General features: G+C 66.3%; 25 protein-coding genes, 1 pseudogene and 2 riboswitches. Of the genes and pseudogenes, 9 read left to right on the forward strand and 17 right to left on the reverse strand.

Annotation, left to right across the window (positions count from 1 at the left end; translation table 11 throughout):
- Positions 1–36 precede the first annotated feature (36 nt).
- The 9 genes from fdhD to NG701_RS01990 all read right to left on the reverse strand — a co-directional run bounded on the left by fdhD (position 37) and on the right by NG701_RS01990 (position 8,228).
- Positions 37–972: a formate dehydrogenase accessory sulfurtransferase FdhD gene (gene fdhD / locus NG701_RS01950; RefSeq protein ID WP_252564023.1), complete on the reverse strand. Its 936-nt coding sequence runs from the start codon at positions 970–972 to the stop codon at positions 37–39.
- A gap of 126 nt (positions 973–1,098) precedes the next feature.
- On the reverse strand, positions 1,099–2,535 hold the full coding sequence (locus NG701_RS01955; protein ID WP_252564026.1) for a molybdopterin molybdotransferase MoeA: 1,437 nt from the start codon (positions 2,533–2,535) through the stop codon (positions 1,099–1,101).
- A complete protein-coding gene (locus NG701_RS01960) occupies positions 2,501–2,794 on the reverse strand; it encodes a DUF6457 domain-containing protein (protein ID WP_056346664.1) in 294 nt (97 codons plus the stop codon). The genes NG701_RS01955 and NG701_RS01960 overlap by 35 nt, the downstream gene beginning before the upstream one ends.
- Entirely contained in the window at positions 2,791–3,561 is a 771-nt protein-coding gene (gene mobA / locus NG701_RS01965) for a molybdenum cofactor guanylyltransferase (RefSeq protein ID WP_252564028.1), read from the reverse strand. The genes NG701_RS01960 and mobA overlap by 4 nt, the downstream gene beginning before the upstream one ends.
- 59 nt (positions 3,562–3,620) lie before the next feature.
- Complete coding sequence (locus NG701_RS01970; protein ID WP_104062827.1) at positions 3,621–4,121, reverse strand: HNH endonuclease; 501 nt, start codon at positions 4,119–4,121, stop codon at positions 3,621–3,623.
- Positions 4,122–4,357: 236 nt separating this feature from the next.
- Positions 4,358–5,104 carry a C40 family peptidase gene (locus NG701_RS01975; RefSeq protein ID WP_252564031.1) on the reverse strand — a complete coding sequence of 249 codons (747 nt, stop codon included), beginning with the start codon at positions 5,102–5,104 and terminating at the stop codon, positions 4,358–4,360.
- 172 nt (positions 5,105–5,276) lie between these two features.
- Positions 5,277–5,951 (reverse strand): C40 family peptidase, encoded by a 675-nt coding sequence (locus NG701_RS01980; RefSeq protein ID WP_252564115.1) that lies wholly within the window; start codon positions 5,949–5,951, stop codon positions 5,277–5,279.
- A gap of 70 nt (positions 5,952–6,021) precedes the next feature.
- A riboswitch (cyclic di-AMP (ydaO/yuaA leader) is annotated at positions 6,022–6,184 on the reverse strand.
- Positions 6,185–6,332: 148 nt separating this feature from the next.
- Positions 6,333–7,157, reverse strand: coding sequence for a M23 family metallopeptidase (locus NG701_RS01985; protein ID WP_252564034.1), 825 nt, complete (start codon positions 7,155–7,157; stop codon positions 6,333–6,335).
- A gap of 3 nt (positions 7,158–7,160) precedes the next feature.
- A riboswitch (cyclic di-AMP (ydaO/yuaA leader) is annotated at positions 7,161–7,379 on the reverse strand.
- A gap of 153 nt (positions 7,380–7,532) precedes the next feature.
- Entirely contained in the window at positions 7,533–8,228 is a 696-nt protein-coding gene (locus NG701_RS01990) for an iron-dependent transcriptional repressor DtxR (RefSeq protein ID WP_252564037.1), read from the reverse strand.
- Between the two features lie 275 nt (positions 8,229–8,503).
- Between NG701_RS01990 and serC the strand changes: the two genes are divergently transcribed.
- Positions 8,504–9,634 carry a phosphoserine transaminase gene (gene serC / locus NG701_RS01995; RefSeq protein WP_252564040.1) on the forward strand — a complete coding sequence of 377 codons (1,131 nt, stop codon included), beginning with the start codon at positions 8,504–8,506 and terminating at the stop codon, positions 9,632–9,634.
- A gap of 83 nt (positions 9,635–9,717) precedes the next feature.
- Here serC and NG701_RS02000 read toward each other — a convergent pair whose 3' ends face one another.
- From NG701_RS02000 to NG701_RS02010, 3 genes are read right to left on the reverse strand one after another with little or no spacing between them, the layout of a single operon-like run.
- On the reverse strand, positions 9,718–11,052 hold the full coding sequence (locus tag NG701_RS02000) for an MFS transporter (protein WP_252564043.1): 1,335 nt from the start codon (positions 11,050–11,052) through the stop codon (positions 9,718–9,720).
- Positions 11,053–11,097: 45 nt separating this feature from the next.
- Positions 11,098–11,643 carry a DUF3027 domain-containing protein gene (locus NG701_RS02005; RefSeq protein WP_252564045.1) on the reverse strand — a complete coding sequence of 182 codons (546 nt, stop codon included), beginning with the start codon at positions 11,641–11,643 and terminating at the stop codon, positions 11,098–11,100.
- Between the two features lie 9 nt (positions 11,644–11,652).
- Entirely contained in the window at positions 11,653–12,036 is a 384-nt protein-coding gene (locus tag NG701_RS02010; RefSeq protein WP_056347308.1) for a cold-shock protein, read from the reverse strand.
- A 245-nt stretch (positions 12,037–12,281) separates the two neighbouring features.
- Between NG701_RS02010 and NG701_RS02015 the strand changes: the two genes are divergently transcribed.
- The 3 genes from NG701_RS02015 to NG701_RS02025 are packed head-to-tail and all read left to right on the forward strand — an operon-like array spanning position 12,282 to position 16,675.
- The gene (locus NG701_RS02015) at positions 12,282–12,515 is read left to right on the forward strand and encodes a hypothetical protein (protein WP_252564047.1); all 234 of its coding nucleotides are present in this window, start codon (positions 12,282–12,284) and stop codon (positions 12,513–12,515) included.
- Positions 12,516–12,525: 10 nt separating this feature from the next.
- Positions 12,526–15,015, forward strand: a complete 2,490-nt coding sequence (locus NG701_RS02020; protein WP_252564050.1) for a helicase-associated domain-containing protein — start codon at positions 12,526–12,528, stop codon at positions 15,013–15,015.
- A gap of 13 nt (positions 15,016–15,028) precedes the next feature.
- Positions 15,029–16,675: a DNA repair helicase XPB gene (locus tag NG701_RS02025; protein ID WP_252564052.1), complete on the forward strand. Its 1,647-nt coding sequence runs from the start codon at positions 15,029–15,031 to the stop codon at positions 16,673–16,675.
- 6 nt (positions 16,676–16,681) lie between these two features.
- Here the strand turns inward: NG701_RS02025 and NG701_RS02030 are convergent, their stop codons facing one another.
- Positions 16,682–17,560 carry an FHA domain-containing protein gene (locus NG701_RS02030; RefSeq protein ID WP_308291953.1) on the reverse strand — a complete coding sequence of 293 codons (879 nt, stop codon included), beginning with the start codon at positions 17,558–17,560 and terminating at the stop codon, positions 16,682–16,684.
- Positions 17,557–17,814 (reverse strand): hypothetical protein, encoded by a 258-nt coding sequence (locus tag NG701_RS02035; RefSeq protein ID WP_252564055.1) that lies wholly within the window; start codon positions 17,812–17,814, stop codon positions 17,557–17,559. The genes NG701_RS02030 and NG701_RS02035 overlap by 4 nt, the downstream gene beginning before the upstream one ends.
- Positions 17,815–17,992: 178 nt before the next feature.
- Between NG701_RS02035 and NG701_RS02040 the strand changes: the two genes are divergently transcribed.
- The 4 genes from NG701_RS02040 to NG701_RS02055 all read left to right on the forward strand — a co-directional run bounded on the left by NG701_RS02040 (position 17,993) and on the right by NG701_RS02055 (position 21,226).
- Entirely contained in the window at positions 17,993–18,493 is a 501-nt protein-coding gene (locus NG701_RS02040; RefSeq protein WP_252564058.1) for a DUF427 domain-containing protein, read from the forward strand.
- Between the two features lie 75 nt (positions 18,494–18,568).
- Positions 18,569–19,279, forward strand: a complete 711-nt coding sequence (locus NG701_RS02045) for a response regulator transcription factor (RefSeq protein ID WP_058929981.1) — start codon at positions 18,569–18,571, stop codon at positions 19,277–19,279.
- 2 nt (positions 19,280–19,281) lie between these two features.
- Positions 19,282–20,829 (forward strand): sensor histidine kinase, encoded by a 1,548-nt coding sequence (locus NG701_RS02050; RefSeq protein ID WP_252564061.1) that lies wholly within the window; start codon positions 19,282–19,284, stop codon positions 20,827–20,829.
- A gap of 109 nt (positions 20,830–20,938) precedes the next feature.
- A complete protein-coding gene (locus NG701_RS02055) occupies positions 20,939–21,226 on the forward strand; it encodes a WXG100 family type VII secretion target (protein WP_058932786.1) in 288 nt (95 codons plus the stop codon).
- Between the two features lie 20 nt (positions 21,227–21,246).
- Here the strand turns inward: NG701_RS02055 and NG701_RS02060 are convergent, their stop codons facing one another.
- Entirely contained in the window at positions 21,247–22,248 is a 1,002-nt protein-coding gene (locus NG701_RS02060; protein WP_252564064.1) for an RNase H family protein, read from the reverse strand.
- Positions 22,249–22,314: 66 nt separating this feature from the next.
- On the opposite strand from NG701_RS02060, the pseudogene NG701_RS02065 reads away from it, so the two are divergent.
- Positions 22,315–22,785 (forward strand): annotated as a pseudogene (locus tag NG701_RS02065) (transposase); the annotation flags it as partial.
- A 356-nt stretch (positions 22,786–23,141) separates the two neighbouring features.
- On the opposite strand, the gene NG701_RS02070 reads toward NG701_RS02065, so the two are convergent.
- Positions 23,142–23,366 carry a DUF2283 domain-containing protein gene (locus NG701_RS02070; RefSeq protein WP_252564065.1) on the reverse strand — a complete coding sequence of 75 codons (225 nt, stop codon included), beginning with the start codon at positions 23,364–23,366 and terminating at the stop codon, positions 23,142–23,144.
- Between the two features lie 138 nt (positions 23,367–23,504).
- Entirely contained in the window at positions 23,505–23,771 is a 267-nt protein-coding gene (locus NG701_RS02075; protein ID WP_252564068.1) for a hypothetical protein, read from the reverse strand.
- Between the last annotated feature and the right edge of the window lie 224 nt (positions 23,772–23,995).

The raw sequence follows: 23,995 nt of genomic DNA on the forward strand, positions 1-23,995 counted from the left end.
CACCGGAAATCTTCGCCGAAGGTACTGGCGCCGTTTTTATCCCGGTACGTTCGCTTTTTCCTCCGCCGGGTCCTCGCCCGGAACCGTCGCGGGAACCGGCGAGGGAACCTGCGCGGCGGGCAGCGTAATCCTGCCCTGTCCGGCGTAAATATTCAGGCTGGTGCCCCGGCTGAATCCTGCCAGGGTCATGCCGCTGGCCTCGGCCAGCTCCACGGCCAGGCTCGACGGCGCACTCACCGCCGCCAGCACGGGAATGCCGGCCAACGCGGCTTTCTGGACGAGTTCAAACGACGCGCGGCCCGAGACCTGCAGGACCAGCCCGGCCAGCGGAAGCAACCGCTCCCGCAGGGCCCAGCCAACCACTTTGTCCACGGCGTTGTGGCGTCCCACATCCTCGCGGAGGCACAAGAGCTGTACGCCGCCGTCGTCCGTTATGCGGAAGAGGCCAGCGGCGTGCACTCCGCCGGTGACGTCAAAAACGTCCTGGGCTTCTCGGAGCCGGCCGGGCAGGGAAGCCAAAACGTCGGCCGGTACGGTCAACGGATCCGCCGCCGGGCTGAAATGGGAGGACTTGCGCACTGCCTTGATCGAGTCCGTGCCGCAGATACCGCAGGAACTCGAGGTGAAGACGTTTCGTCCCTTCGCCGGGAGTTCGACGTCGGGCCGCAGCTGGGCTTCCACCACGTTGAACGTCTGGACGCCGTTTTCGTCCTCGCCGGCGCAGAACCGCAACGACACCAGCTGCTCGGGAGCCCAGACGATCCCCTCGGACACCAGGAAGCCGGCCACCAGGTCGAAGTCGTCCCCGGGCGTCCGCATGGTCACCGAAAACGACAGCGCCCCGATCCGTATTTCCAGCGGCTCTTCGACCGCAAGGACGTCCTCGCGGTGGCGGACCGGGAATTCAAGGGCATTCGGCGAGCCATCCAGAACGTACTTGTGCACCTTGCGGCGCTGCGTCACCCGCCCCATCAGCGAACCGCCAGACTGTCTCGAAGGGCCCCGCGGACGTTCCGGACCTGCCGGCTGGGACTGTTCATAGGTCCATCATCGCACCACGGGCGAGCCTGTGGCGTACTGGGTCCAGCAGCCCGGCGCCTACCCAAGCAGGGCACTCCAGTCCACCGGGCCGGCGGGCTTCGCCGTGTCCTTACCTACCGCCCGGGTGGCTGCCTTGGCGGCGGGCCGGCCCTTGGGCTTGGTACCCGGCTGCTCGGGTGCGGGCACGGGCGGCCCCCACGGCAAGGCGAACGCCGGCACGGGTTCGCCAAGCTGCACGCCATGCGGCGGAACAACCATCACCCCATGTGCCGACGCCAGCCCGCGCATCATCCCCGGCCCCGTGTGCTTGGCCGGTGAGGCCATCCCGTACAGCAGGCGGAAGGGCATCAGCCTGGTCCGGCCCGGCTCCGGCTCGATGGTGGTGCCGCACGGGACCTCCTGCACCGGCGGCAGGGTGCCGTGGCCCAGCGCCGCCAGCAGCGGTTCGCCCACCGTGGACAGGGCCATCATGGCGGCCAGCGGGTTCCCGGGGAGCCCCAGGACAAAGCGCCCGTCGGGGAGCTCTGCCAGGACAGCCGGATGGCCGGGGCGCATGGCGATGCCGTCGATGACCAGCCGCCCGCCCAGTTCCGCCACGGCCCGGCGGAGGTGGTCGGTGTCCGAGCGGCCCGTACCGCCGGTGGTGATGACGACGTCGGCCGGCAGCGCGGAGGGGTCCGGCACCTCGAGCGGGAGGTCCGCCAGGCCGTCCAGCCACTCGGCATAGGAGTCGCCGATCCGTTCCTGGCCGCCGTTGATACCGCCAAGCATTTCCACGACGGCCGCGAGCTGCGGGCCGAAGGTGTCCCGGACCTGTCCGGGGACCGGCAACCCGTGCGCCACAACTTCGGAGCCGGTCAGCAGGAGTTTGACCACGGGCTTGCCCTGGACGAGCAGGTCATCGTGCCCAGCAAGCGCCGCGACCGCCAGATGGGCCGGGTTCAGTGTGACACCGGCCTTGACCAGCACCTCTCCCGCCGCTGCTTCCTCGCCGGCCCTGCGGATATGCTGGCCGTTCCCGGGTTCGCCGGGGCGGGCGGTGCCGCCGGTCATCAGCAGCGGCAGGCCGTCGTCGTCCGTTCCAAGCATGGCACTTTCGCTGCGTAGCACCGCTTTGGCGCCGGGCGGGATCAGTCCGCCGGTGACAATGGGGCTGGCCTGGTGGGGTGCCAGCCGCTGGCCGGCCTCCGCCACGATCCACGGGCCACCGCCGTTGACGGCCCATCCATCCATCGCAGACGAGGCGTAGTGGGGCATGTCGTGCAGCGCGGTGATGTCGCCGGCCAGGACCCTGCCCAGGGCCTGGCCCAGGGGAACCCGGCCCGGCGGAATCGGCGTGGCGATATCAAAAGCGGCTTTGCGCGCCTCATCCCAGGTGTGGGCAAGGTGCTTTGCCGGGGCTGTCTGCTGCTCGGGGATATCGGATTCGTCGCCGGGGGCGGTGGTCACTGAACGGGAGTCATTCGACGGGGGTCCCGGCGGATTCGGCGTCATAGTCAGCAGCCAGGGTGCGGGCACGGTCCATGGCAGCGGTCATGGCGGCGGCGTTCGTGGCCTGCCCTGCTCCCGCAGCCAGGCCGGCGGCGAAACCGGCAATAAAGGTGGTGAGCGGGGCGGCCGGGCGGACCACTGAGTGGGCTGCAACGCCGGCCAGCGACAGGATGGTGTTGACGTCGATCTGGACGTCCTCCAGTTCATACGCCTGGAGCAAGGACCTGCACCACTCTTCCAGCGTCTCTTCCTGGCTTTTCACGCTCTGCCTCCCAAATCGTCTGCGGCAGTGTTGCCCCGGAGCCCGGTTATGGGATCCGGACCGGCCACTCCAAGTGCGGCGGCATCGTCCCAGGTGTCCACGTCTGCCGTGGAGCCGGCCGGAACGGCGACAAGCTGCACGTCCAGACTAGCAAGGAGTGCCCTCACCGACCCGTTGATTAAGCGTCCCGTTCTTTCCAGTTCCGCCACGGAACGTTGTAGCGCGACTGTGCTATAAAAACCGACCAAAGGCTGGCGGCGGCCATCCTCCGAGACCGCCACCACGCCGTCCGGTCCCAAGCCTGCCGGCTGCCCTGCGGAGTGTCCCCCGGCGGCGGGTTCTCCGGCGGCAGGTCCTCCGGCGGCGGGTCCTCCGGCGCCCCGTGCCCGGGCACGCAGCGCAGCCTTCAGCGCCACCACCGCCTGCTCCACGTTGGGCATGTCGCAGGCCAGCACCAGCGTCAGCCCGGGGCGGCTGCCGCCCGCAGCAGCCAGGGCCGCGAGCCCGGCCGCAATAGCGGCCGCGGGTCCGCTAAACGGCGGTTCTTCGCGGCAGCGGAGAAATCCGGCAGGGATTTCCCCGGCCGGCACTTCGCCAGCGTCCGGACCAACCACAACGGCGGCCCGGGCTCCCCCGGCAGCGGCGGCGGAGCGGCGCAACAGGGAGTCGCCGTCGTACGTCAGACTCTGCTTGGGCACACCACCGAGCCGCGACGAACGGCCGCCGGCGAGGATGACGGCATCGAAGTCGAGGGGGTCAGCGTCCACCCTCCCAGCTTAACCGTGCGGGCTGGAATACCCCGCGGGGCTGGAACAAGGCGGCCCGTTCAGGCGGCCCGTTCAGGCAGCAGGAACGGATCCCAGGCCGGAGTGGGCTTCTCAAGTTCTTTGATCTGCCAGATGGTGCCATGCGGCGGTTCCGGAACAAACCTGAGCTTCCAACCCATTTCAGCCGGCGTATGGTCGCCCTTGGTGTTGTTGCACCGGAGGCACGCGGCCACCAGGTTCTCCCAGGAGTCGGCGCCGCCACGTGATTTGGGCTGCACATGGTCGATGGTGTGGGCACCTTTGCCGCAATACGCGCACCGGTGACCGTCCCGCCGCAGGACTCCGCGGCGGCTGACCGCGGTGCCCTGGTTGTATCTGGGGCGGATGTAGCGGTTCAGAAGAATCACGGACGGGCGGCCCAGGATCTCCTGCGGTCCCACTACAGGGTCATCGCCCTCGGCAATAACACTGGCCTTGCCCGTGAGCACAAGCACCAGCGCCCGGCGGAAGGTGACTACCGCCAGCGGTTCATATCCAGCATTCAGAACGAGAGTGCGCATGCACGTACCTCTTTGTGGCCGCACCCGTCAGGGGCACGAGGGCCGGCTGCCCCCGGCATATCCGGGCTATGGATCGACACCACAAGAGTAAACAAAGAATCCCGGGATCAGCTAATCGCAGAAGCGGCCGCCGTCACGTGTCGAATTCGTGCACCTCACCGGATCAGGCCAGCAGCCCTGAAACAGCAAAGGACCCCAGCCGTGAGGCAGGGGTCCCTTGAAGGCTGACTTTGGTGCTAGGACACGCGGATGTAAACGGGGCCGGAGCCGACATTGGCGCTGAACACAACGGTCTGGTTGCCGTTGTAGCCCCCGTGCACGGCCTGGCCGTTGCCAGCGTAGACGGCAATGTGGGCAACGCCCGCGCCGCCGTCGGCGTAGTACAACAGATCGCCGGGCTGGGCCTCGGCGGCGCTCACGGTTTGACCGAGGGACAGGTAGCCTGCGGGCCAGTCGCGGAAGTTGATCCCCACGGCAGCCAGCGAGTTGGTGACCAGCATGGTGCAGTCCTGGCTGACACCGAGTTGTGCGTAGGCAGCGGAGAGGATGGCAGCACCCTTGCCGCTTGCGGAGACCGGCGCCTTCGGAGCGGCCGGTGTTGCCGACGCTACCTTGATGGTGGCCGCGGCCTTGGCCGGAGCCGGAGCTTCAACAACAGGTGCGGGAGCCTCAACCGGAGCCGGCGTGGTGGTCACTGCGGGCTTCTCGTAGGAGATGGCAATGGTGGAAGCAGCCGAAATGATGGCCGGGGCGGAAACCTCAGCTTCAAGGTTCGAAGCGGATGCAGCTTCACGCTGGATGCCGGTGTCAGCCGCGTTCGCAGCGATACCACTGGTCAGGACAAGGCCGGAAGCAGCAGCGATAACCGCAGCCTGACGGCCCATGCCGCCGGCGTTGTCGCCGACAGCCTTGGCAATGACAGCCAGCGAGTTGGTCTTGGCGACCTCGGCGCGGTGCCGTGCAACAGTTGCACGTGTAGTCATTAATTTTCTCTCTTTCGTTTTCCTCAGGACCGCGTGGGCAGCCCAAGGGCTTTGGACGCGCCGGCATCTTGGGGGTACGCCGGCACGCCCCGAACGGGGATTTAGCGAAGAGTTTCTCGTGAAGAAACGGTTCCGGCAGCACAGGGCTGCAGGAACTACTGGACTGCAGGAACTACGGGGCCATCGTGAAGAACGCGGAGGAGCCCGTGGATGCCACCGAGTGGAGCAGCGTGCCCTGTGACGGATTCAGTGCGCTGATCATCATGCCGTTGCCGACGTAAATGCCAACGTGGGCGCCGCCATTCTGCATGACCAGGTCACCGGAGGCCGGTGTGGCCGTGGGCCGCATGGCTGTCCAGGCATTGGTGCGGGGAATGCTGATGCCTGCCTGGGCGTAGACCCACTGCGTGAAGCCTGAGCAGTCCCAGCCATTGGGAGTGGTGCCGCCCCAGAGGTAGGGGTTGCCGATACCGGTGTAGGCAAGTGCTGCCAGACCCGAAGCGGCGGCGGAGGAGACAGTGTCAGCGAGCTTGGAGGCCGCAGCCTCGGTTGCGGCACCACCCTGAGTCCCGGTTTCGGAGGCCGTGGACTGCGCACGGACCGTCTCAACCTTCGGCGCCGGCGTCGTCTTGATGACGGGGCGTTCGAAGGAAACGGTAGCCGTGGGCGCGGCAGTTACGGCAAGTGCCGTCTGCGCGGAACCGGACTCGGTAGAGGCGGAAACGCCGGCGGTGGTGTCCGCGGCGTTGGCCGGAAGCCCCATGCTCAGGATCAGACCTGATGCAGCTGCGATAACAGCAGCCTGGCGACCTACGGTCCCGGCATTGGCACTGACGGCCTTGGACACGGAGCCCAAGGGGTTGGTGCGAACCGGTTGTGCGCGGTGACGCGCAGAAGTATGGCGTGAAGACACGAAGGTAGCCTCTCCCAATGCCTGCGAGGTGAGCTGTCGGATTCGGATGGGAGTCACCCGGCCGCGCTGCTTCACAGTGGAAGCTTTGCGACTTAACCCCAAGGCCTTCAGAATCGAAGACCAAAATTGGTTCCCCCGCCCCTGCCAGACGATGTCATGCGAACGGACCTTGAGCGGTGGCAGAGCTAGGCAATCCACTCAAGAACGTCAACTTCGGAAAAGTTGACGCGCTTTAGACGTTACAGGAGTTCCGAGCCAATGTCACATTCAGGTCACGGCACGTCGCCGCGATTCGAGAGTTCGCCATCACTTGGGTCAGAGCCAGCCGGTGGGGTCAACGACTTCGCCGTTGACCTGGACCTCGAAGTGGAGGTGGCAGCCCGTGGACGCGCCCGTGGTGCCACTGAGGGCAACCACGTCGCCGCGGCTGACCGTCTGGCCTACCTTGACGCTGGCGGAGGAGAGGTGGTTGTACGTGGTTTCAAGGCCGTTGCCGTGATCCACCACCACGCGGTTGCCGCCGCCGTACTGGTGCCAGCCGACGAACGTCACGGTGCCGCTGGCAGCAGCCAGGACGGAGGTTCCGCACTGTGCCACGAAGTCCTGGCCACGGTGGAAGTCTCCGGCGCCGCCGGTAATGGGGCTGACCCGGAATCCGAACGGAGAGACTGTAGCCAGCTGGGCCAGCGGCGAGCCGAGGCTTCCGGCAGAGGCCGCGCGGGTAATGGATCCCGCGGACTGTGCGCTCAGCAGCTGCTTCAGCTTGCCGTCGGGATCACCCTGGGTCACCACGGACGAGCGGCTGAAATCAATTTGGGCGGCGGCTTCGGCGGTAACTTCGGGCTGCGGAGCAGCGGAAACGGCCGACGCGGCCTGGCCGGGTGCCGGAGTGGCCATCACGGGGCCGGTTACGGGAACCGTCACGGTGAGAGCCAGGCCTGTTGCTGCCAAGGCGATGCCGGCCTTCTGGCCGAGGCCACTGGCAGCGGCGAAATCCGTCATCTGCCGGAAGGGACCCCGGCGGCGGCGCGCTTCCCGCTGTGGGTCGCGGGGCCTCTCCGCGGTGAAATCCTCGGCCACTCTGGGCGCCGAGGCGGGACCCACCGCACGGCGGCGGCCCCTGGAGTATTGCGTGGTCAAGAATGTTCCTCTCTGGATAGCCTGCGAAGTTAGCTGTCGGATTCGGGTCAGAGAGTTCAAAGACCCGGTCCGCCGTGACAAGCACTTGGCGCAGAGATATCCCGTGAGGATCCTTCGCTGGAAGAGGCTTGCTGCTGACGGACTTCACCCCAAGGCAGTCTTACGACTGCCGGTTGTGGTTCCCCCGCCTCTGCCAGTTGGTGACTGATGCACCTGATCCGCTGGCAGAGCTCGGCTCCGGATCAGGTAACGCTTTTGTATCGACGCTGAGTTCCAACTATAAGTGATTAACCTGGACAGTAACAATTCCGTTATCTTTGCGGAACCGGGGGTCACTGCGCTATGGGGCGGCCCCACAGGCGGACCGCCTTCCCGTCAACGGACGGAAACGAAGACGTGGGATGCCACTTCCGGGGGCAGCTCGAGCGCCCCTTCGATTCCCGGAACCCGCACGGAAATGTACTCCCCCACGCGCTCTAGGGACACCGAGGCACCGGGCCTGATCCCGCCTTCATCCAGCTGGACCAACAGCTCAGGTTCCACCTGGATGGGCTCAGCCAGCCGGCTGACTGTCACGTTCGACGCCGGCCCGTAGCCTTGCATCGCATCAAGGAGATTAATCACATCGGCGTCAGGGAGCGCGGGTGCCGGCCCGCCCAGGGCGGCCAGCCCTGGGATGGGGTTGCCGTACGGAGACTCGGTCGGGTGGTTGAGCAATTCGTAGATGCGCTGCTCTACGCGTTCGCTCATCACGTGCTCCCAGCGGCATGCTTCATCGTGGACATAGGCCCAGTCCAGGCCAATCACATCCGCCAGGAGCCGTTCCGCGAGCCTGTGCTTGCGCATCACTTCCGTAGCGCGTTTCCGCCCGGCTTCCGTGAGCTCCAGGTGACGGTCTCCGGAGACCACGACCAGTCCGTCGCGTTCCATCCGGCCGATGGTTTGGGACACCGTGGGTCCGGAATGCCGCAGCCGTTCGGCGATGCGTGCACGAAGAGCAACGATGTTCTCTTCTTCAAGCTCCAAAATGGTCCGAAGATACATCTCCGTAGTATCGATCAGATCCGTCATCCAGCTCAGCTCCTCGAGCGCAGTACCTTGCGTTGTCCCACCGTATCGCGTCCAGCAGCGGCGAGGTCCGGTAAAAAGCTTAGCCTATTTTGAATTTGTCTGGATAATCCCCGGGCGGGGACGAACGGTCTCATTGGCCGGACTATGACGGCGCCGGTTCCCGCCCAATCAAGGGGTTCAGGCAGAATATAGGAGGTCCTTATGCAGTCACCGCCGACTACCGGCCAACCCACCGCCCGGACGTGAGGCACGTCCATGCCGAAATTGGAGCCCCCGTGAGCGAAACCAGCATCACTATTCCTGCCGACCTCCTGCCAAAAGATGGACGGTTCGGCGCAGGACCCTCCAAGGTCAGGCCGGAGCAGCTCGAAGCGCTCTCAGCGGCGTCCAAGACCATCCTGGGCACCTCCCACCGCCAGGCTCCGGTCAAGAACCTCGTGGGCTCCGTCCGTGAAGGCCTCAGCCAGTTCTTCCGCGCCCCCGAAGGCTACGAAGTGGTCCTCGGCGTCGGCGGCTCCACCGCTTTCTGGGACGTCGCCAGCTTCGGCCTGGTGGAAAAGAAGGCCCAGCACCTGTCCTTCGGCGAGTTCGGCTCCAAGTTCGCCTCAGCCACCAACAAGGCCCCGTTCCTGGACGCCTCCTCCATCATCAAGTCCGAGCCCGGCGCCCGCCCGGTATCGGCCGCCGAGGCAGGCGTGGATGTCTACGCCTGGCCGCAGAACGAAACCTCCACCGGTGTCGCGGCTCCGGTCAAGCGCGTGGCGGGCGCCGACGCCGGTTCCCTGGTCCTGGTGGACGCCACCTCCGCAGCCGGCGGCCTGGACGTGGACGTCTCCGAGGCCGACGTCTATTACTTCGCCCCGCAGAAGAACTTCGCGTCCGACGGCGGCCTGTGGCTGGGCCTCTTCTCCCCCGCCGCGCTGGAACGCGCCGCCCAAATCAAGGCCAGCGGCCGCTGGATCCCGGACTTCCTGGACCTCCAGACCGCCATCGACAACTCCAGGCTGAACCAGACCTACAACACGCCGTCGCTCTCCACGCTGGTGACCCTCGACGCGCAGGTGCAGTGGCTGAACGCCAACGGCGGCCTGGACTTCGCGTCCGCCCGCACGGCTGACTCCGCCGGCCGGATCTACTCCTGGGCCGAGGCCTCCGAGTACGCGACCCCGTTTGTGGCCAAAGCGGAGGACCGTTCCAACGTCATCGCCACCATCGACTTCGACGACTCGATCGACGCCGCCGCGATCGCCAAGGTCCTGCGCGCCAACGGCATCGTGGACACCGAGCCGTACCGCAAGCTGGGCCGCAACCAGCTCCGGATCGCCACATTTGTGGCCATCGAGCCGGCCGACGTCTCCGCGCTGCTGGCAAGCATCGACTACGTGGTGGGCGAGCTGCGCAAGTAGCGCACCCGCGCGAACGGACACTTGGGGCCCAGATACCGGGACCCCAAGTGTCCGTTCGCACTGTTTTGTGGTGACGCCAGTTGTCAGTGTCCGACGGCGTCGTCCGGGTTTTCGTCCCGGGCGGCGCCGTTTGCGTTGTCCCCCGGTTGTTGGACGCCCAGATGGGAGACGACGCCGAAGTACCGCAGGCCGCGGGCCCGCCGGTTGAAGGTGAGCCGGAGCTGCTGGGCGCGGATGATCCAGATCATTCCGATCACGGCGGCGATGATCCCGGAGGCGGCCGCCACGGCAAGCGACCACCGGGGGCCGGCGACGTTGGCCACCCATCCCACGAGTGGGGCGCCGATGGGGGTGCCGCCCATAAAGATGGCCATGTACAGGGCCATGACCCTGCCCCGCATGACGGGATCGGTGGTGGTCTGGACGTAGCCGTTGGCGCTGGTCATCATGGTGATCGCGAACAGGCCCACCGGCACCAGCGCGACGCCGAACCAGAAGTAGTCCGGGGCAAGCGCGGCCAGTCCCGACGTCACCCCAAAGGCAGCCGCAGCGCCGAAGATCATCCGCAAGCGGGGCTTGCCGCGGCCGGCGGAGAGCAGCGCGCCTGCCACGGAACCGATGGCCATGATGGAATTCATGAGCCCGAAGGCGCTGGCATCCAACCCGAATTCCGTGCCCACCATCGCGGCGATGAACAGTACGAAGTTAAGGCCGAGTGTTCCCACGATGAACACGGCCACCAGGACCACCACAATGTCCGGCCGGAACCGCACATAGCGCAGCCCCTCCCGGATCCGGCCCTTGCCCGGAGCCGCCCGGGGAAGCTGGCGCAGTGACGCGGCGGGGATCTTCCACAGGCTCAGGAGCATGGCCAGGAAGGTGCAGGTGTTGATCAGGAACACCCAGCCGGGACCTACCGCCACGGTGAGTACGCCAGCCACGGCAGGCCCGATCATCCGGGCGACGTTGAAGGAGGCGCTGTTCAGGGCCACGGCATTGGGCAGGTAGTCGTCCCGCACGAGTTCAGAAACGAAGGTCTGCCGCACCGGGGCATCGAGGGCGGAGACCATGCCCAGCAGCAGGGCGAAGCCGTAGACGTGCCACAGCTGGCCGGCGCCGAGCACCACCAGGATGCCCAGGCCGGTGCTCAGTAGTGCCATCAGCGACTGCGTGATGACCAGCAGCTGCCGGCGGCTGAAGCGGTCCGCCACGAGGCCGGCGACGGGCGCCAGGAACAGCTGCGGCCCCAGCTGCAGTGCCATGGTGATGCCCATGGCTCCGGCGTCGTGATCAGTGAGGTGGTCAAAGACCAGCCAGTCCTGGGCAGTCCGCTGCATCCAGGTTCCGATGTTGGAAACCAGCGCGCCGAGGAACCAGATCCGGTAGTTGGGGATGTGCAGGGATTTGAAGGTGGACATCAGTGCCGGCCTTCTTGGTTCTCAACCCTGCGTATTCGCAACTGCCTAGTCAGCCTCGCCGGCGGGGTCGTCCTCTTCGGATTCTTCGTCCCGGTCTTCGGACCCGGGAGTGTCAGCCTCGGCCTGCGAAGTGTCCGGCCCCGAAGCGAAAGCCTCCGCAGCGGGTGACTCCTCTTCCTCTGCCGCCTGTGCGTCCTCGGGGCGGACGCGCTCGGCCCAGGGCACCCACTCCGGGGAGAGGATGGAGTCCTCCGACGGCAGGAGGCCAAGCTCGCTGACCGTGACCACCTTGGAGCGGGAGTTCCTGGTCAGGACCGCGTACCACTGCCAGCCGTGGTAGCCGGCCATTCTTGATTCGAAGAGGTGGGTGACCAGGCGGTCGCCCTCACTTTTGGCAGCCAGGTGCGCACCAATGTCCGACGCCGCCGCGATGCCTTCGATGGCGGTTCGCGCCTCGCCAACGGCAGCAGCGAGGAAGGCATCCGGCTTTCCGGTACGCCACACGGGCACGCCGGCGCGGCGCTTGGCCTCGGCCTTGGCGCCCGCTTTCCCCGCTGTTGTGGTGTCCGGCTGTTCAGCTTCCGCGTTCATGGCCAAGACCTAAACGTCCAGCTCGTCGGCAACCTTACGCAGGGCAGCCGCGATGGCCTTGCCCTTGTTGCCTTCCGGGTACTTGCCCGCGGACAGGGTTCCGGAGAGGTTGTCCAGCACGCTGACCAGGTCCTGGACCAGCGGCGCGAGGTCCCGGGCGCTGGGCCGCTTGGCCTTGGCGATGGACGGCGTCTTGTCCAGGACGCGCAGGCCCAGGGCCTGTGCACCCTTGCGGCCGTCGGCAACGCCGAACTCAACCCGGGTGCCGGCCTTCAGCTCCGTGATGCCTTCGGGCAGCGATGATTTGGGCAGGAAGACTTCCTGGCCGTCCTCGCCTGCGAGGAATCCGAAACCTTTTTCCTTGTCATACCACTTGACCTTGCCGGTAGGCACGTAATCAACCTTCTTCGTTCTGACGTCTTCTGACACGGCCGGCAGTCACCGCATCCGCACTGATGTGCGGGTTCAGGGTATGACAGCGACGGACCGTGTTGGTCTGTTCCTCAAGGTTATCCTGCCGGGGCCCGGAATCCTGCTTTCACGCACCCTTCGTCCTGCCGCCTGCCGCGGCTGTGCGCCCGCCGCTCAGGCCCGCCCGTGGCGCCGCCGCCGGCCGCCCGGCTGTTAGCGTTACCTGCATGACACCCTCGCGATACCGGCGCCCACTGATGATCTGCGCAGCGGTTGTTGCCATGCTTTCCCTCGTGGCGGTGGGAGCCGTCATGGCGCTGGCCTTCGCAGGCTCCGCTGCTCCGGCCTGGGTCACTGCCACTGCCCTGTACGGGTTGCCTGTGGCGTTCCTGCTGATGCTCTTCCTGGTCCTGGACAGCGTGGCGGGCCGGCGCCGGGCAGGAAAGTCCAGCGGGCGGTAACGTTGGACTGATGTCCCTTATCCGCGCTCTCAGCAAAGAACTGGAAGCACGCAGCGATGACTCGTTGCGGGCGCTCTTTGCAGCGCGGCCGGACCTTATGTCCCCCGCGGTTCCTGACTTTTCCGCCCTGGCCGCCCGGGCAAGCGCGCGGGTCAGCGTCCAGCGCGCTCTCGAACGGCTTAACAGGCCGCAGATGCAAGTCCTGGAAACCCTGCACCTGTGCACGAACACGGACACCGAACACAGCGCCTCGGCGGCAGGCGTCCGGAAACTCATTGCAGGGTCCACGGTGGCGGCGCTGGAACGCATCCTGGCCTCGCTCCAGGAACTGGCTTTGGTGCACCGGGCAGAGCCGCCGCATGGAATGGCGGTTTCGGGCCAGCGACAGCGGTACTACCTGCCGGTGGGAAGCCTCAAGGACGTGGTGGGAATCTATCCTGCGGGGCTGGGGCGCAGCTACACCGAGCTGGTCAGGCTTCAGCCCGCGTTTGCCCAGCGGGTAGTCCAGCTCGTCGCCGAGCTGCACCGCAGCGGCGTCTCTATCCAGAACGCCACCACCCCCATGGAGGCAGCCCTCGCGCTGCAGCATTGGACATCCTCGCCTGAGGCACTCAGCGAGGCTTTGGCCGACGCCCCGGAACGCACGACGGCGCTGCTCGCCAAATTCCGCAACTGGGCCATGGGTGCCGTCCCCCAGGCGCAACGGAAAGCGTCGGTCTCGAACCAGGGCGCCGACGTCGGGCCCGTGGACTGGCTCCTCGCCCGGGGCCTGCTGGTCCCCTTGGACGCCGCGCACGTGGAACTGCCACACAGCGTGGGGCTGTCGCTGCGTGGCGGCGCCATCATCAATGACTTCTCCCTGTCCCCGCCGGTTCCGGAGCTGGGCAGCACCACCGCTGCGCTTCGCCGGAACGCGGCGCTGGGCGCCATCGCTGAAACCCTCCGGCTGGTGGGTGATCTCCTCCATGCCGTCCGCGAGCAGCCGCTGGCCACGCTGCGCAGCGGCGGCGTAGGTGTCCGGGAAATGAAGCGTCTGGCCGAGACGCTGCGCATCGACCAGCACCGGGCGGGCCTGCTGCTGGAGCTCAGCGCCCTCTCCGGCCTGTTGCGCCTTGATGTGGACTCGTCCTCGTGGGTGCAGCCCCCGCAGCTCGAGTGGCTGGCCCTCCCCCGCCAGGAGCAGTGGCTGTGGCTGGTCAACGCCTGGCTCGCGAGCGAGCGTGTGCCTTCACTGGTGGGCCAGCCCGTTAACGGCCCCGGCGGTGTCCCCGCCGCGCACCGCGCCCTGGCCGGGAACACCGTCAATGCCCTTTCAGCCGAGGCGCAGCGGCCGGACGCCCCGGTGGTCAGGAAGCGGATCCTGGAAATTCTGGAGGAGCTCACCCAGGAGGCTGCCGCTGCGGACGGCACGGCACCGGTCCTGGATGCCGCGGCTGTGCTCCAGCGGGCTGAATGGACGCAGCCGCGGATGGCCCGCCGGTTCAGTTCCCTGATCAGGGGTGTGCTGGCGGAGGCGGAGCTGCTGGGACTGACTGGGTCCGGTGCGTTGAGCCAGCTGGGTAGCGCCATTGCCGAAGACAACCCGGACGAAGCATTGGGCATCCTGGGCGAGCATCTGCCTGCGGCACTGAACCACGTCCTGCTCCAGGCGGACCTGACCGCAGTTGCCCCGGGCTACCTGGCTCCCGAGCTGGCCGAAAAGCTCCTGGTGATGGCCGACGCCGAGGGGCAGGGGCCCGCCACTATCTACCGGTTCTCCGCCAGTTCGGTCCGGCGGGCGCTGGACGCCGGGCATGACGCGTCGAGCCTGCTGGAGTTCCTGCGTGAGCATTCGGCCACGGCCGTGCCCCAGCCCTTGGAATACCTGGTGGAGGACACCGCGTCCCGGCACGGCCGGCTCCGGGTGGGAACGGCCGCCAGCTTTATCCAAAGCGATGATGAGGCAACGGTGCTGGAGCTGGCGGCGGAGTCCAAAGCGGCTGGCCTGGGGCTGGCCCGGATTGCGCCGACTGTACTGATCTCCACCGCTCCGCCGCGGGAAACAGCCCAGGTCCTGCGCGGACTGGGCCTCTCGCCGTCGGTGGACCAGGCCGAGCCCGGAGTGGTCCGGCTCCGCCGTACTAACAGTGTTCCGGGAAGCGCCCGCCCCGTCTACACGGCGCCGCGGACCGCACCCGCCGAGGACGACGTCGCCGCGCAGCTGGCCGTCCTGCGGAACAGGCGGGCCGAAGCCGCCGGAAACCATGCAGGCGCCGTGCCTGGCTCCGGCGAAGCTGCGACCCAGCTTGGGCTGGAGACCCTGCAGCGGGCTATCCGGCTCAAGCAGCGCGTGAGCATGAACGTGGTGGACAGCCAGGGGAATTCCTGCCTGGAGACAGTTGTTCCCCTTTCCGTAAACGGCGGACGCGTCAGGGTCTTCGATCCTGCCAAGGAAACCGAGCGGGTGCTCTCCATCCACCGCATTATCGATATTGAGGCCGCAGAAGAACTGCGCCAGTGAAGGACTCCCCCGCGTGAACGACGGCCCGCTGATCGTCCAAAGTGACAAGACCATCCTGCTCGAAGTGGACCACGAACTGGCCACCGAGGCGCGCCATGCCATCGCACCCTTCGCCGAACTGGAACGCGCCCCGGAGCACATGCACAGCTACCGCCTGACGCCGCTGGGCCTGTGGAACGCACGCGCCGCCGGCCTGGACGCGGAAAAAGTCCTCGACACCCTGCTCAAATACTCGCGGTTCCCGGTGCCGCATTCGCTGCTGATCGACGTCGAAGAGACCATGTCCCGGTACGGGCGGCTGCGGCTGGAGAAGGACCCCCAGCACGGCCTGGTGATGCGCACGGACGACTACCCCGTACTGGAGGAGGTCATCCGGGCCAAAAAAATCCAGCCCTTGTTGGGGCCGCGGATCGACGGCGAAACCATTGTGGTCCACTCCTCACAGCGGGGCCAGCTCAAGCAGCTGCTCCTGAAAATCGGGTGGCCGGCGGAGGATCTGGCCGGCTACGTGGACGGTACACCCCACCTGATCGCCCTGAACGAGAACGGCTGGAAGCTCCGCCCTTACCAGCAGCTCGCCACCGAGAATTTCTGGGCCGGCGGCAGCGGCGTGGTGGTGCTGCCCTGCGGGGCCGGGAAGACGCTGGTAGGTGCCGCGGCCATGGCCACGAGCTCCACCACAACCCTCATCCTGGTGACCAACACAGTGGCAGCCCGGCAGTGGAAGGACGAGCTGCTCAAGCGGACGTCCCTGACGGAGGACGAAATCGGCGAGTACTCGGGCGCGGTCAAGGAGATCCGGCCGGTCACCATCGCCACGTACCAGGTCCTCACCACCAAACGCGGCGGCCTGTACCCGCACCTGGAGCTGGTGGACGGCCACGACTGGGGCCTGATCATCTATGACGAAGTGCATCTCCTGCCGGCGCCGATCTTCCGGATGACCGCGGACCTGCAGGCCCGCCGCCGGCTGGGCCTCACCGCCACCCTGGTCCGCGAGGACGGCCGCGAAGGCGAGGTCTTCAGCCTCATCGGGCCCAAACGGTACGACGCGCCGTGGAAGGACATCGAAGCCCAGGGCTACATCGCCCCCGCGGACTGTGTGGAGGTCCGCATTGACCTGCCCCGGGACGAACGCGTGGCCTATGCCATGGCCGAGGACGCCGACAAGTACCGGCTGTGCGCCACGTCCGAGTCCAAAACCCTGATCGTGGAACAGCTGGTGGCCCGGCACCAGGGCGAGCAGCTGCTGGTGATCGGGCAATACATTGACCAGCTGGACGAGATCGGCGAGCGCCTGCAGGCTCCCGTCATCAAGGGCGATACGTCCGTCAAGGAACGGCAGAAGCTCTTCGACGCATTCCGGGCCGGCGACGTGAACACGCTGGTGGTTTCCAAGGTGGCCAACTTCTCCATCGACCTGCCGGAGGCCTCGGTGGCCATCCAGGTCTCGGGATCCTTTGGGTCACGGCAGGAGGAAGCCCAGCGGCTGGGCCGGCTGCTCCGCCCCAAGAAGGACGGCCGGGCGGCCCGCTTCTACTCGCTGGTGGCCCGGGACACCCTGGACCAGGATTTCGCGGCGAAGCGGCAGCGCTTCCTGGCAGAGCAGGGGTACGCCTACCGGATCATGGACGCCAAGGATGTAGATCAGCCCGGCTAGGACCGCTCAGGTGATGCCCTGTGAGCCGTCACGTTCGGTCGTGCCGGTACGCGGATCAAACTGGGGCCGCTGGTAGGCCAGCTCGCCGCCGCTGCGGCCCCCGAACGGCCTGCCGTGATCGGCAAACTCCTCCCGGAAGAAGGCAACGCACCACTGGCCCAGCTGAATCCTGGCGCCGGTGCGGAGCACGGAGGGACCGGATGTGCTGACACTGCCGCTTACGGGACCGCGCGGTACCAGAATGTACTCGTCATTCTGGTCATGCCGGATCTCTGCGTGCAACGGATCCAGGCCGGTGAGCTGCAAGTCCGAGGCAGGATCGGTGCCGATGCTGAAGGTCTCCTGGTCCAGGGTCACCTCCCGTGGGATCTGGCCCGTCCAATGGGCTGCGTCCTGCACGAAGATCAGTCTGGGCCGCCCACTGCCACGGGTGTGATGCGTGGTTGTTATGCGGCGCGTGATCTTCCGTCTGACCATAGGCATCAGAGGCAGCGGGGTCTCGGGAGGCAGCAGCGAGAACACCTGGGACGGGCGTTTGCCCCGCCGCATCAGGGGGACAAGGGCGCCGAGCCTTCCCAGTTTGATATGCGGGGACCGGGTGACCAGCCGCTGGGCTGCCGGGCTGCTGACCGCGCCCAGGCTGACGATGCTACCGTCCGGCCCGTTGACGGTCACGCTCAGTCCCTTGTCGGCAAGCATTTTGGCCAGGGGCCGGATCTCGTCCAGGGAAGGCACTGCTCCGGTGCGGAACGCATCCAGGCCATCGACGGTGATGCTGACCGCCGTGCCCGCGGCCTTCGCACTGCCGCGGGTGACGGAACCGGATTCGTCCTGGTAGGAGAAGTCCAGATTCATGTCCAACAGATAACCGGACATGGGAGTCATGCGCCGTTCTGGTCGGAACCTGGGGCATCCTTGTCGCTGGTGGTCACGCGCAGACTGCCGTTGAGCTTCCAAGTCGCGCGCGGAGCATCGGGGCCGATGTCCCGGGGAACTTCTACGGTCATATCGACGAACTGGTAATTGATGGCAGCGCCCTTGCCCGTGAGATAAGACCACATCTCCTCCGCCAGGTCGGCCCAGTCCCGAATGCTGCGGTCGGTGGTTGCGGTGCTGTCGGACGTGTCGAAGTCAGTCATGGTGGTTGTTCCCCTTAAGCGGCAGTGAAGCTGTGAGGCACTGATTTGAAGCGGGAAGTAGGCCCTGGCGGGGCCAATAGCCCCACTATATTCCCGCGCCCCCCCACCTGGGAACCCAAAGGCCGTGAACGTTCCGGACTGCAAATACGTTCCCGACGGCGCCTGCCACACTGGAAGAGTGAAGAAAAACATCAAGCGGGTTGTTCCCCTCCCCGGCCAGGAATCGGTATGGGACTACCCACGCCCGCCCGGCGTTGAACGAAGTCAGGAAAGGGTCGGGATCTTCCTGGGCGGTCTACTGATCCTGGACACGACGGACTCGGTCCGGGTGTTGGAGACAAGCCACCCGCCGGTCTACTACCTGCTCCGTTCCGCGTTCAGCCCGGGCATGCTGGAGCCGGCGCCCGGAAACAGTTTCTGCGAGTTCAAGGGCACGGCTAAGTACCTCACCGTCCGCTCCGGCGGGACAGTGGCGGAAGAAGCGGGCTGGTACTACCCCACGCCGGCCTCGGGGTTTGAGATTCTTGCTGGCCGCGTCGCTCTTTACCCCGGCCGGATGGACCGGTGTGAGATTGACGGCGAAAGGGTGCGCCCGCAGGAAGGCGGCTTTTACGGAGGCTGGATCACCGGCAAGGTGGTGGGCCCATTCAAAGGCGGCCCGGGTACGCTCGGCTGGTGATAAGGCCTCCAGCCTCCCCCGCAAAGCACAGTGAACATCCAGAAAACTCACAGATTCTGGGAGCATGATGGGAACATGAAGAAGACCGGCCCAGAAGCCAAGCTGCTAGTTGTTGATGACGAACCCAACATCCGCGAGCTGCTGTCCACCTCGCTCCGCTTCGCAGGCTTCGAGGTGGTCTCTGCCGCCAACGGCCGTGACGCGCTGGCCGCCGCCGAGCTCCACGCGCCCGATTTGGCGGTGCTGGACGTGATGCTGCCGGACATGGATGGCTTCACCGTCACCCGCAAGCTGCGGGCGTCGGGCAAGCACTTCCCGGTCCTGTTCCTCACGGCGAAGGACGACACCGAGGACAAGGTCACCGGCCTCACAGTAGGCGGGGATGACTACGTCACCAAGCCGTTCAGCCTGGACGAGGTAGTAGCCCGCATCCGTGCCGTCCTGCGCCGCACCCAGCCCCTGCTCGACGACGACGCCGTGATCCGGGTGGACGACCTGGAGCTCGACGACGACGCCCACGAAGTGCGCCGCGGCGGCACCGTGATCGAACTGTCCCCCACGGAATTCAAGCTCCTCCGGTACCTCATGCTGAACCCCAACCGGGTGCTGTCGAAATCCCAGATCCTGGACCACGTCTGGGAGTACAACTTCAACGGCGACGCCTCGATCGTGGAGTCCTACATCTCCTACCTCCGGCGCAAGGTGGACATTGATCCGGACGCACCGGCCCTGATCCAGACCAAACGCGGAGTCGGCTACGTGCTCCGGACGGCAGAGAAGCGCTGACCTTGCTCCAGCGGTGGAAATCGGCCTCGTTGAGGTCCCAGCTGGTGGCCATGATCATGGCACTGCTGATTGTTGCGCTGACCTCAACCGGCGCCGGCACCCTCACGCTGCTGCACAGCTACCTCCAGGGGCAGGTGGATGACAAGCTGTACGCCGCCGTCGACCTCGCCAGCAAGCAGCGCTCGTTCACCCAGCTGCAGGCACCCAACCCGATGGTCCCCACTGACTATTCGCTGATCCTTTACACCCCTGGTGAGGACCCCCAGCTGTTGGGCGGCGATCCGGACGACCACCCCGACATCTCAACCATCTCCGTTGAGGACGCCCAGGACCGGGGCACCCGCCCGTACCAGGTCAGGGGCACCGACGGCCAGAACTGGCGGGTGGTCGCGGTGACCGTGCTCTATATCGGCCGTCCCGCCGTGGTTGTCATTGGATTGCCGCTGCAAAGCGTGGACGATGTCCTCAAGCACGCCACCCTGGTGGTCACCGGCGTCGGCCTGCTCACCCTGCTGCTGGCCTCCCTGATCGCCAGTTGGACCGTGTCGCGGTCGTTCCGGCCACTGGCCAAGGTGGAAAAGACCGCGGCGGCGATCGCCGCCGGCGACCTGTCCCGGCGGGTGGACGTCGAGAATCCCGGCACCGAAGTGGGGCGGCTCGGCAGCTCGCTGAACGCCATGCTGGCGCACATCGAGACGGCCTTCGCCGCCAGGACAGCCTCCGAAGGCAGAATGCGCCGGTTCGCAGCCGACGCCTCCCACGAACTGCGTACCCCCCTCGTGACCATCAGGGGTTTCTCCGAGCTCTACCGCCATGGCGCGCTGGCCACCAACGAGGACGTGGCCACGGCCATGGGGCGGATCGAAAGTGAAGCCAAACGGATGGGTTCAATGGTGGAGGACCTCCTCCTGCTGGCGCGCCTGGACGAACAGCGCCCGCTCCAGCAAAAGCCCGTTGACCTGCAGCTGATCGCCCACGATGCAGTGGTGGACACGCAGGCAAGCGACCGCTCCCGTCCCGTATCCCTGACCGGCCTTGGTGACGACCGGGCCGCACCCGCCCCGGTGCTCGGTGACGAGGCCAAACTGCGACAGGTGGTGGGGAACCTCGTGGGGAACGCCCTGCGCTACACCCCGGAGGGCAGCCCGATCGAACTCGGCGTCGGGGTCCGGACCTCCGACGGCGGGCAGCCGCTCGCCGTGATCGAGGTCCGGGACCATGGCCCTGGCATCTCGGAAGAGGATGCGTCCAAGGTGTTCGAGCGTTTCTACCGGGCGGACACGTCCCGGACGCGTGAGACCGGCGGCAGCGGCCTGGGGCTCGCGATTGTGGCTGCCATCGTGGGATCACACGGCGGGTCCGTCAGGGTGGAAACGACCGACGGCGGCGGGGCTACCTTGGTGGTCAGCCTGCCTCTCAGGGACGACGCCACCAACGAGGCTCCCTCCGGCGATGAGCACCTAGCGGAAGCGCCTTCGGGCCGATCGGCCGGGCAGGATGGCGATCCTCTGGACGGAGGCCACGGAGATGGCAAGGTTATCCACATATAGCCATGGAGCGTGGCAAGGGGGCAGTGCCCGTCCGTAGGCTCGCTGTAGTGGCCCGGAGCAGCCGGGCGGGCAGCAGATGCTGTCCCACTACTTCGAGAGGCAGCAAGCCATGAGCATCATTTCCGTCGACACCGAACTCCTTCAGCTCAAGTCGGCCAACGTCAAAGCAACCGTGGACCGGATCAGCTCGGACGTCCAGACCATGAAGCGCGGCCTGGACGAACTGCAGTCCACCTGGCGAGGCTCGGCTGCCAACAACTTCCAGGCCCTGGTGACCGAGTGGACACTCACGCAGGGCAAGGTGGAGGCGTCGCTGGCATCCATCAACATGGCGCTGGCATCGGCAGCGTCCACCTATGCCCAGGCCGAACAGGGCAACACCCAGCGTTTCAGCTGAGTCCGTGGCCGAAATGCCCTCTAGGCCTCCGGCGTTCCCTGGCGGAACCGGAGCCGCCACCTGGTGCCGTCCAAGACCCACAATGAGCTATGGAGAACCGTGCCTAAGCGCGAGTAGCTTCGGCACGTCAGCAGGATCGCGCTGGTGCCGATGCGGTCCGCACCCAGGATCTCCAGGTCAGTGTGCTGGGCCGGTTCCTCTTCCAGCGCCATCATCGTGGCGTCACGGGTCCAGACTCTGCCCGACGTTCCGATTTCCATAAAATCGGGGTGGAGGAGGACGCCGGTACGGCCGATGTCGCCACGGATGTCGGCGCCCGACAACTCGCGTTCGAGGGCCTCGACGATCGCTTCGGGGCTCATCTCAGCCCCGGCGGACTCCGACGGGATGAATGAGTCGCTCTCCAGTTCGCTGAAGAGGTCCGGCTCGTCGTAGGGGCCTTGATTGAAGAGGTCCTGGCCGTACGAGCCCTGACCGTCGGAGCCGGTCACTACAGTGCCTGCCCCGGAGCTGACGGCGACCCGGCTATCAACCGCTGAGCCAACCGCTTCCGGGGCTCCCGCGAACCCTGGGCCTGAACGCGCTGCCACACCCTGCTGGTACGCGGTGGCGGCAGCACGCGCGCGGACATCGGCTGCCTCATTGAGGTCGTGGCCTGCGTGGCCCTTGACCCATTCGAAGGTGTATTTCCGCCCGGCGATTTCCCGGTCAAGTTCCTTGAGCAGCTCCACGTTCAGGACGGGTTTGCCGTCGGCCTTTCGCCAGCCCTTGCGTTTCCAGCCCGGCATCCACTTTGTGATGGAGTTGATCACGTACTGGCTGTCGCACAGGACCCTCAGGTCCTCCTCCGGGACGTGGGCCGTGGCGCGGAACAGATCCAGGACGGCCATCAGCTCGCCCTGGTTGTTGGTGCCGTGCGGCCATCCCCCGGCGCGCCAGCAGTCGTCGTTCACATACCAGGCCCAACCGGCCGGGCCGGGATTTCCTAAAGCCGAACCGTCGGCCGCTGCAGTAATTGTCACCTAACCATCCTGCCAGACAGCGGCGACAACCGGTTCAGACAGCATTCGGGAAACCGCTTACCGAAAAGCCTTGACGCCGAAGTCGAAGCGCGACACAATCGGGCCGACCTCGATGCGCTGATCCGCGACAAGGTCACCGAACACCGGCACACCCAGACCTTGCTCAGCATGGCCGGCTTCAGACCCGTCCTGGCGCCGAGTTCCTCGGTGCCACCGGCGGAGACCTCACGATTTTTCAAACCGCGGACCGGTTCGCCGACGTCGCCGGCTCGCCCCGGCGCCCAGGGACTCCGGCAGGAATACCGGCAACCACCACCGGCCCCGGCGCTACGACCGGCGGCTCCTCCGGGTCTTCTACCTCTCCGGGCCCTCGGCCCTGAAAAGCTGCCCCGCCTCACGGACCTACTACGACCGCAAACGCACCGAAGGAAAACCCACATCCAGGCCATGCTCTCCCTCGCACGGCGCCGTCTCAACGTCCTCTGGGCCCCGCTCCGCGCCGGCACCACCTACAACCCGGCCCCGGTAAGGGCAGCCAGGTGGCCGCCTGAACAGTCCAGCGATCCGGCTAGCAGACGGCGGGGATTCCGAACGGGGACCTCGCCCTTCCAGACGTTCGAGGCGTTGACCGTTTGGACGTCGCGGCATCGTTATCAGGACCGCCGGAGCACCGTACATCAGCGGCTACGGGACCACGAGTTCGCGAAGGACCGGCGCCGTCGTTAGCATCGCCCTTAGTGCGGACAGCTGTTGTGCCGGTCGGGAAGATTCCGAATCTCTCGGATTCACCGTCCCGCTTCGGATGACCGCGGACGCCCGGAAAGCCGCGCAGACCGGTTGCGGCGGGCCGCCTGTTGGGCGGGCAGCCGGTCCACGCTGCCCGCCCGGGCCTGCTATAGACGTTCCGCCAGGGCGAGGGTTTTTTCGCGCAGCACATCCTTGGCCCCGAGAATTTCCACGCCCAGAATGCGCCCTTCGGCATCAAAGTCAATAATGATCTCGCCTTTCCGCCCGGGTGTTTCTATCGAATGCACCTGCGTCGACGCTTCGTCATCGCGGACTTCATCGACGAGTTGGACGTATGCGGCGTCGGCTTCTTTGTCATAGGTAATTTTCATCGGCTACCCCTTTGTCACCGTAATGATATTGCCAGTCCTGTTGTCAACGATGACCCGGATCCGGCTCGTGCCTGATCCTTGGTAAAGACGGGATGTCCCCTGGTTTCGGGCGGACCTAACGCCGTTGCGGAATACTTGCTAGATGAGTGCCTGACGTACGCCGCGCTTGGCAGCCTGCATAGCCGCATGCCGGGTGACGTGGGCCAGGATCAACAGAACAGGAAGCCAGAACGGATCTGCGATAACAGGAAAAGCGGAGGTGGCGTTGAAATGGACCCTCTGAATCAACCGGTTGTTCTCGATCAGGAATTCTGTTGCATCAGTGACGACCCTTAAAGCCGCGCCGCTCCACCCGGTCTCCTGGATGACGCACTGGGACAGACCTCCCCAGATAAGAACACTCACTTTCCCCCTGCCGCCGCATCTACACACTGGCCGTTTCGGTGGAACGGGCTTCACCATCTGTTGCCGGCTTACCCCGACCAACATGCCTTCTATGCGGATCGTGTCCCTCGGTGCAGGGAATTGCCTCCGACTTCGTTGCCACCCCACCTCGCGATGACGCAGTTGCCATTGGCTAGAAGTTAACACCTTCTCCTTCAGAGGACTCACACCTCCAAGCGGATGCC

The organism is Pseudarthrobacter cellobiosi, from assembly GCF_023913815.1.
Lineage (GTDB): Bacteria > Actinomycetota > Actinomycetes > Actinomycetales > Micrococcaceae > Arthrobacter > Arthrobacter cellobiosi.

Excerpts from the sequence above, each read along its gene's own strand:
- fdhD (WP_252564023.1), bottom strand. The coding sequence starts at position 972 with ATGGGGCGGGTGACGCAGCGCCGCAAGGTGCACAAGTACGTTCTGGAT.
- NG701_RS01955 (WP_252564026.1), bottom strand. The coding sequence starts at position 2,535 with ATGACGCCGAATCCGCCGGGACCCCCGTCGAATGACTCCCGTTCAGTG.
- NG701_RS01970 (WP_104062827.1), bottom strand. The coding sequence starts at position 4,121 with ATGCGCACTCTCGTTCTGAATGCTGGATATGAACCGCTGGCGGTAGTC.
- NG701_RS01975 (WP_252564031.1), bottom strand. The coding sequence starts at position 5,104 with ATGACTACACGTGCAACTGTTGCACGGCACCGCGCCGAGGTCGCCAAG.
- NG701_RS01990 (WP_252564037.1), bottom strand. The coding sequence starts at position 8,228 with ATGACGGATCTGATCGATACTACGGAGATGTATCTTCGGACCATTTTG.
- NG701_RS02000 (WP_252564043.1), bottom strand. The coding sequence starts at position 11,052 with ATGTCCACCTTCAAATCCCTGCACATCCCCAACTACCGGATCTGGTTC.
- NG701_RS02005 (WP_252564045.1), bottom strand. The coding sequence starts at position 11,643 with ATGAACGCGGAAGCTGAACAGCCGGACACCACAACAGCGGGGAAAGCG.
- NG701_RS02015 (WP_252564047.1), top strand. The coding sequence starts at position 12,282 with ATGACACCCTCGCGATACCGGCGCCCACTGATGATCTGCGCAGCGGTT.
- NG701_RS02020 (WP_252564050.1), top strand. The coding sequence starts at position 12,526 with ATGTCCCTTATCCGCGCTCTCAGCAAAGAACTGGAAGCACGCAGCGAT.
- NG701_RS02030 (WP_308291953.1), bottom strand. The coding sequence starts at position 17,560 with ATGACTCCCATGTCCGGTTATCTGTTGGACATGAATCTGGACTTCTCC.
- NG701_RS02035 (WP_252564055.1), bottom strand. The coding sequence starts at position 17,814 with ATGACTGACTTCGACACGTCCGACAGCACCGCAACCACCGACCGCAGC.
- NG701_RS02045 (WP_058929981.1), top strand. The coding sequence starts at position 18,569 with ATGAAGAAGACCGGCCCAGAAGCCAAGCTGCTAGTTGTTGATGACGAA.
- NG701_RS02055 (WP_058932786.1), top strand. The coding sequence starts at position 20,939 with ATGAGCATCATTTCCGTCGACACCGAACTCCTTCAGCTCAAGTCGGCC.
- NG701_RS02070 (WP_252564065.1), bottom strand. The coding sequence starts at position 23,366 with ATGAAAATTACCTATGACAAAGAAGCCGACGCCGCATACGTCCAACTC.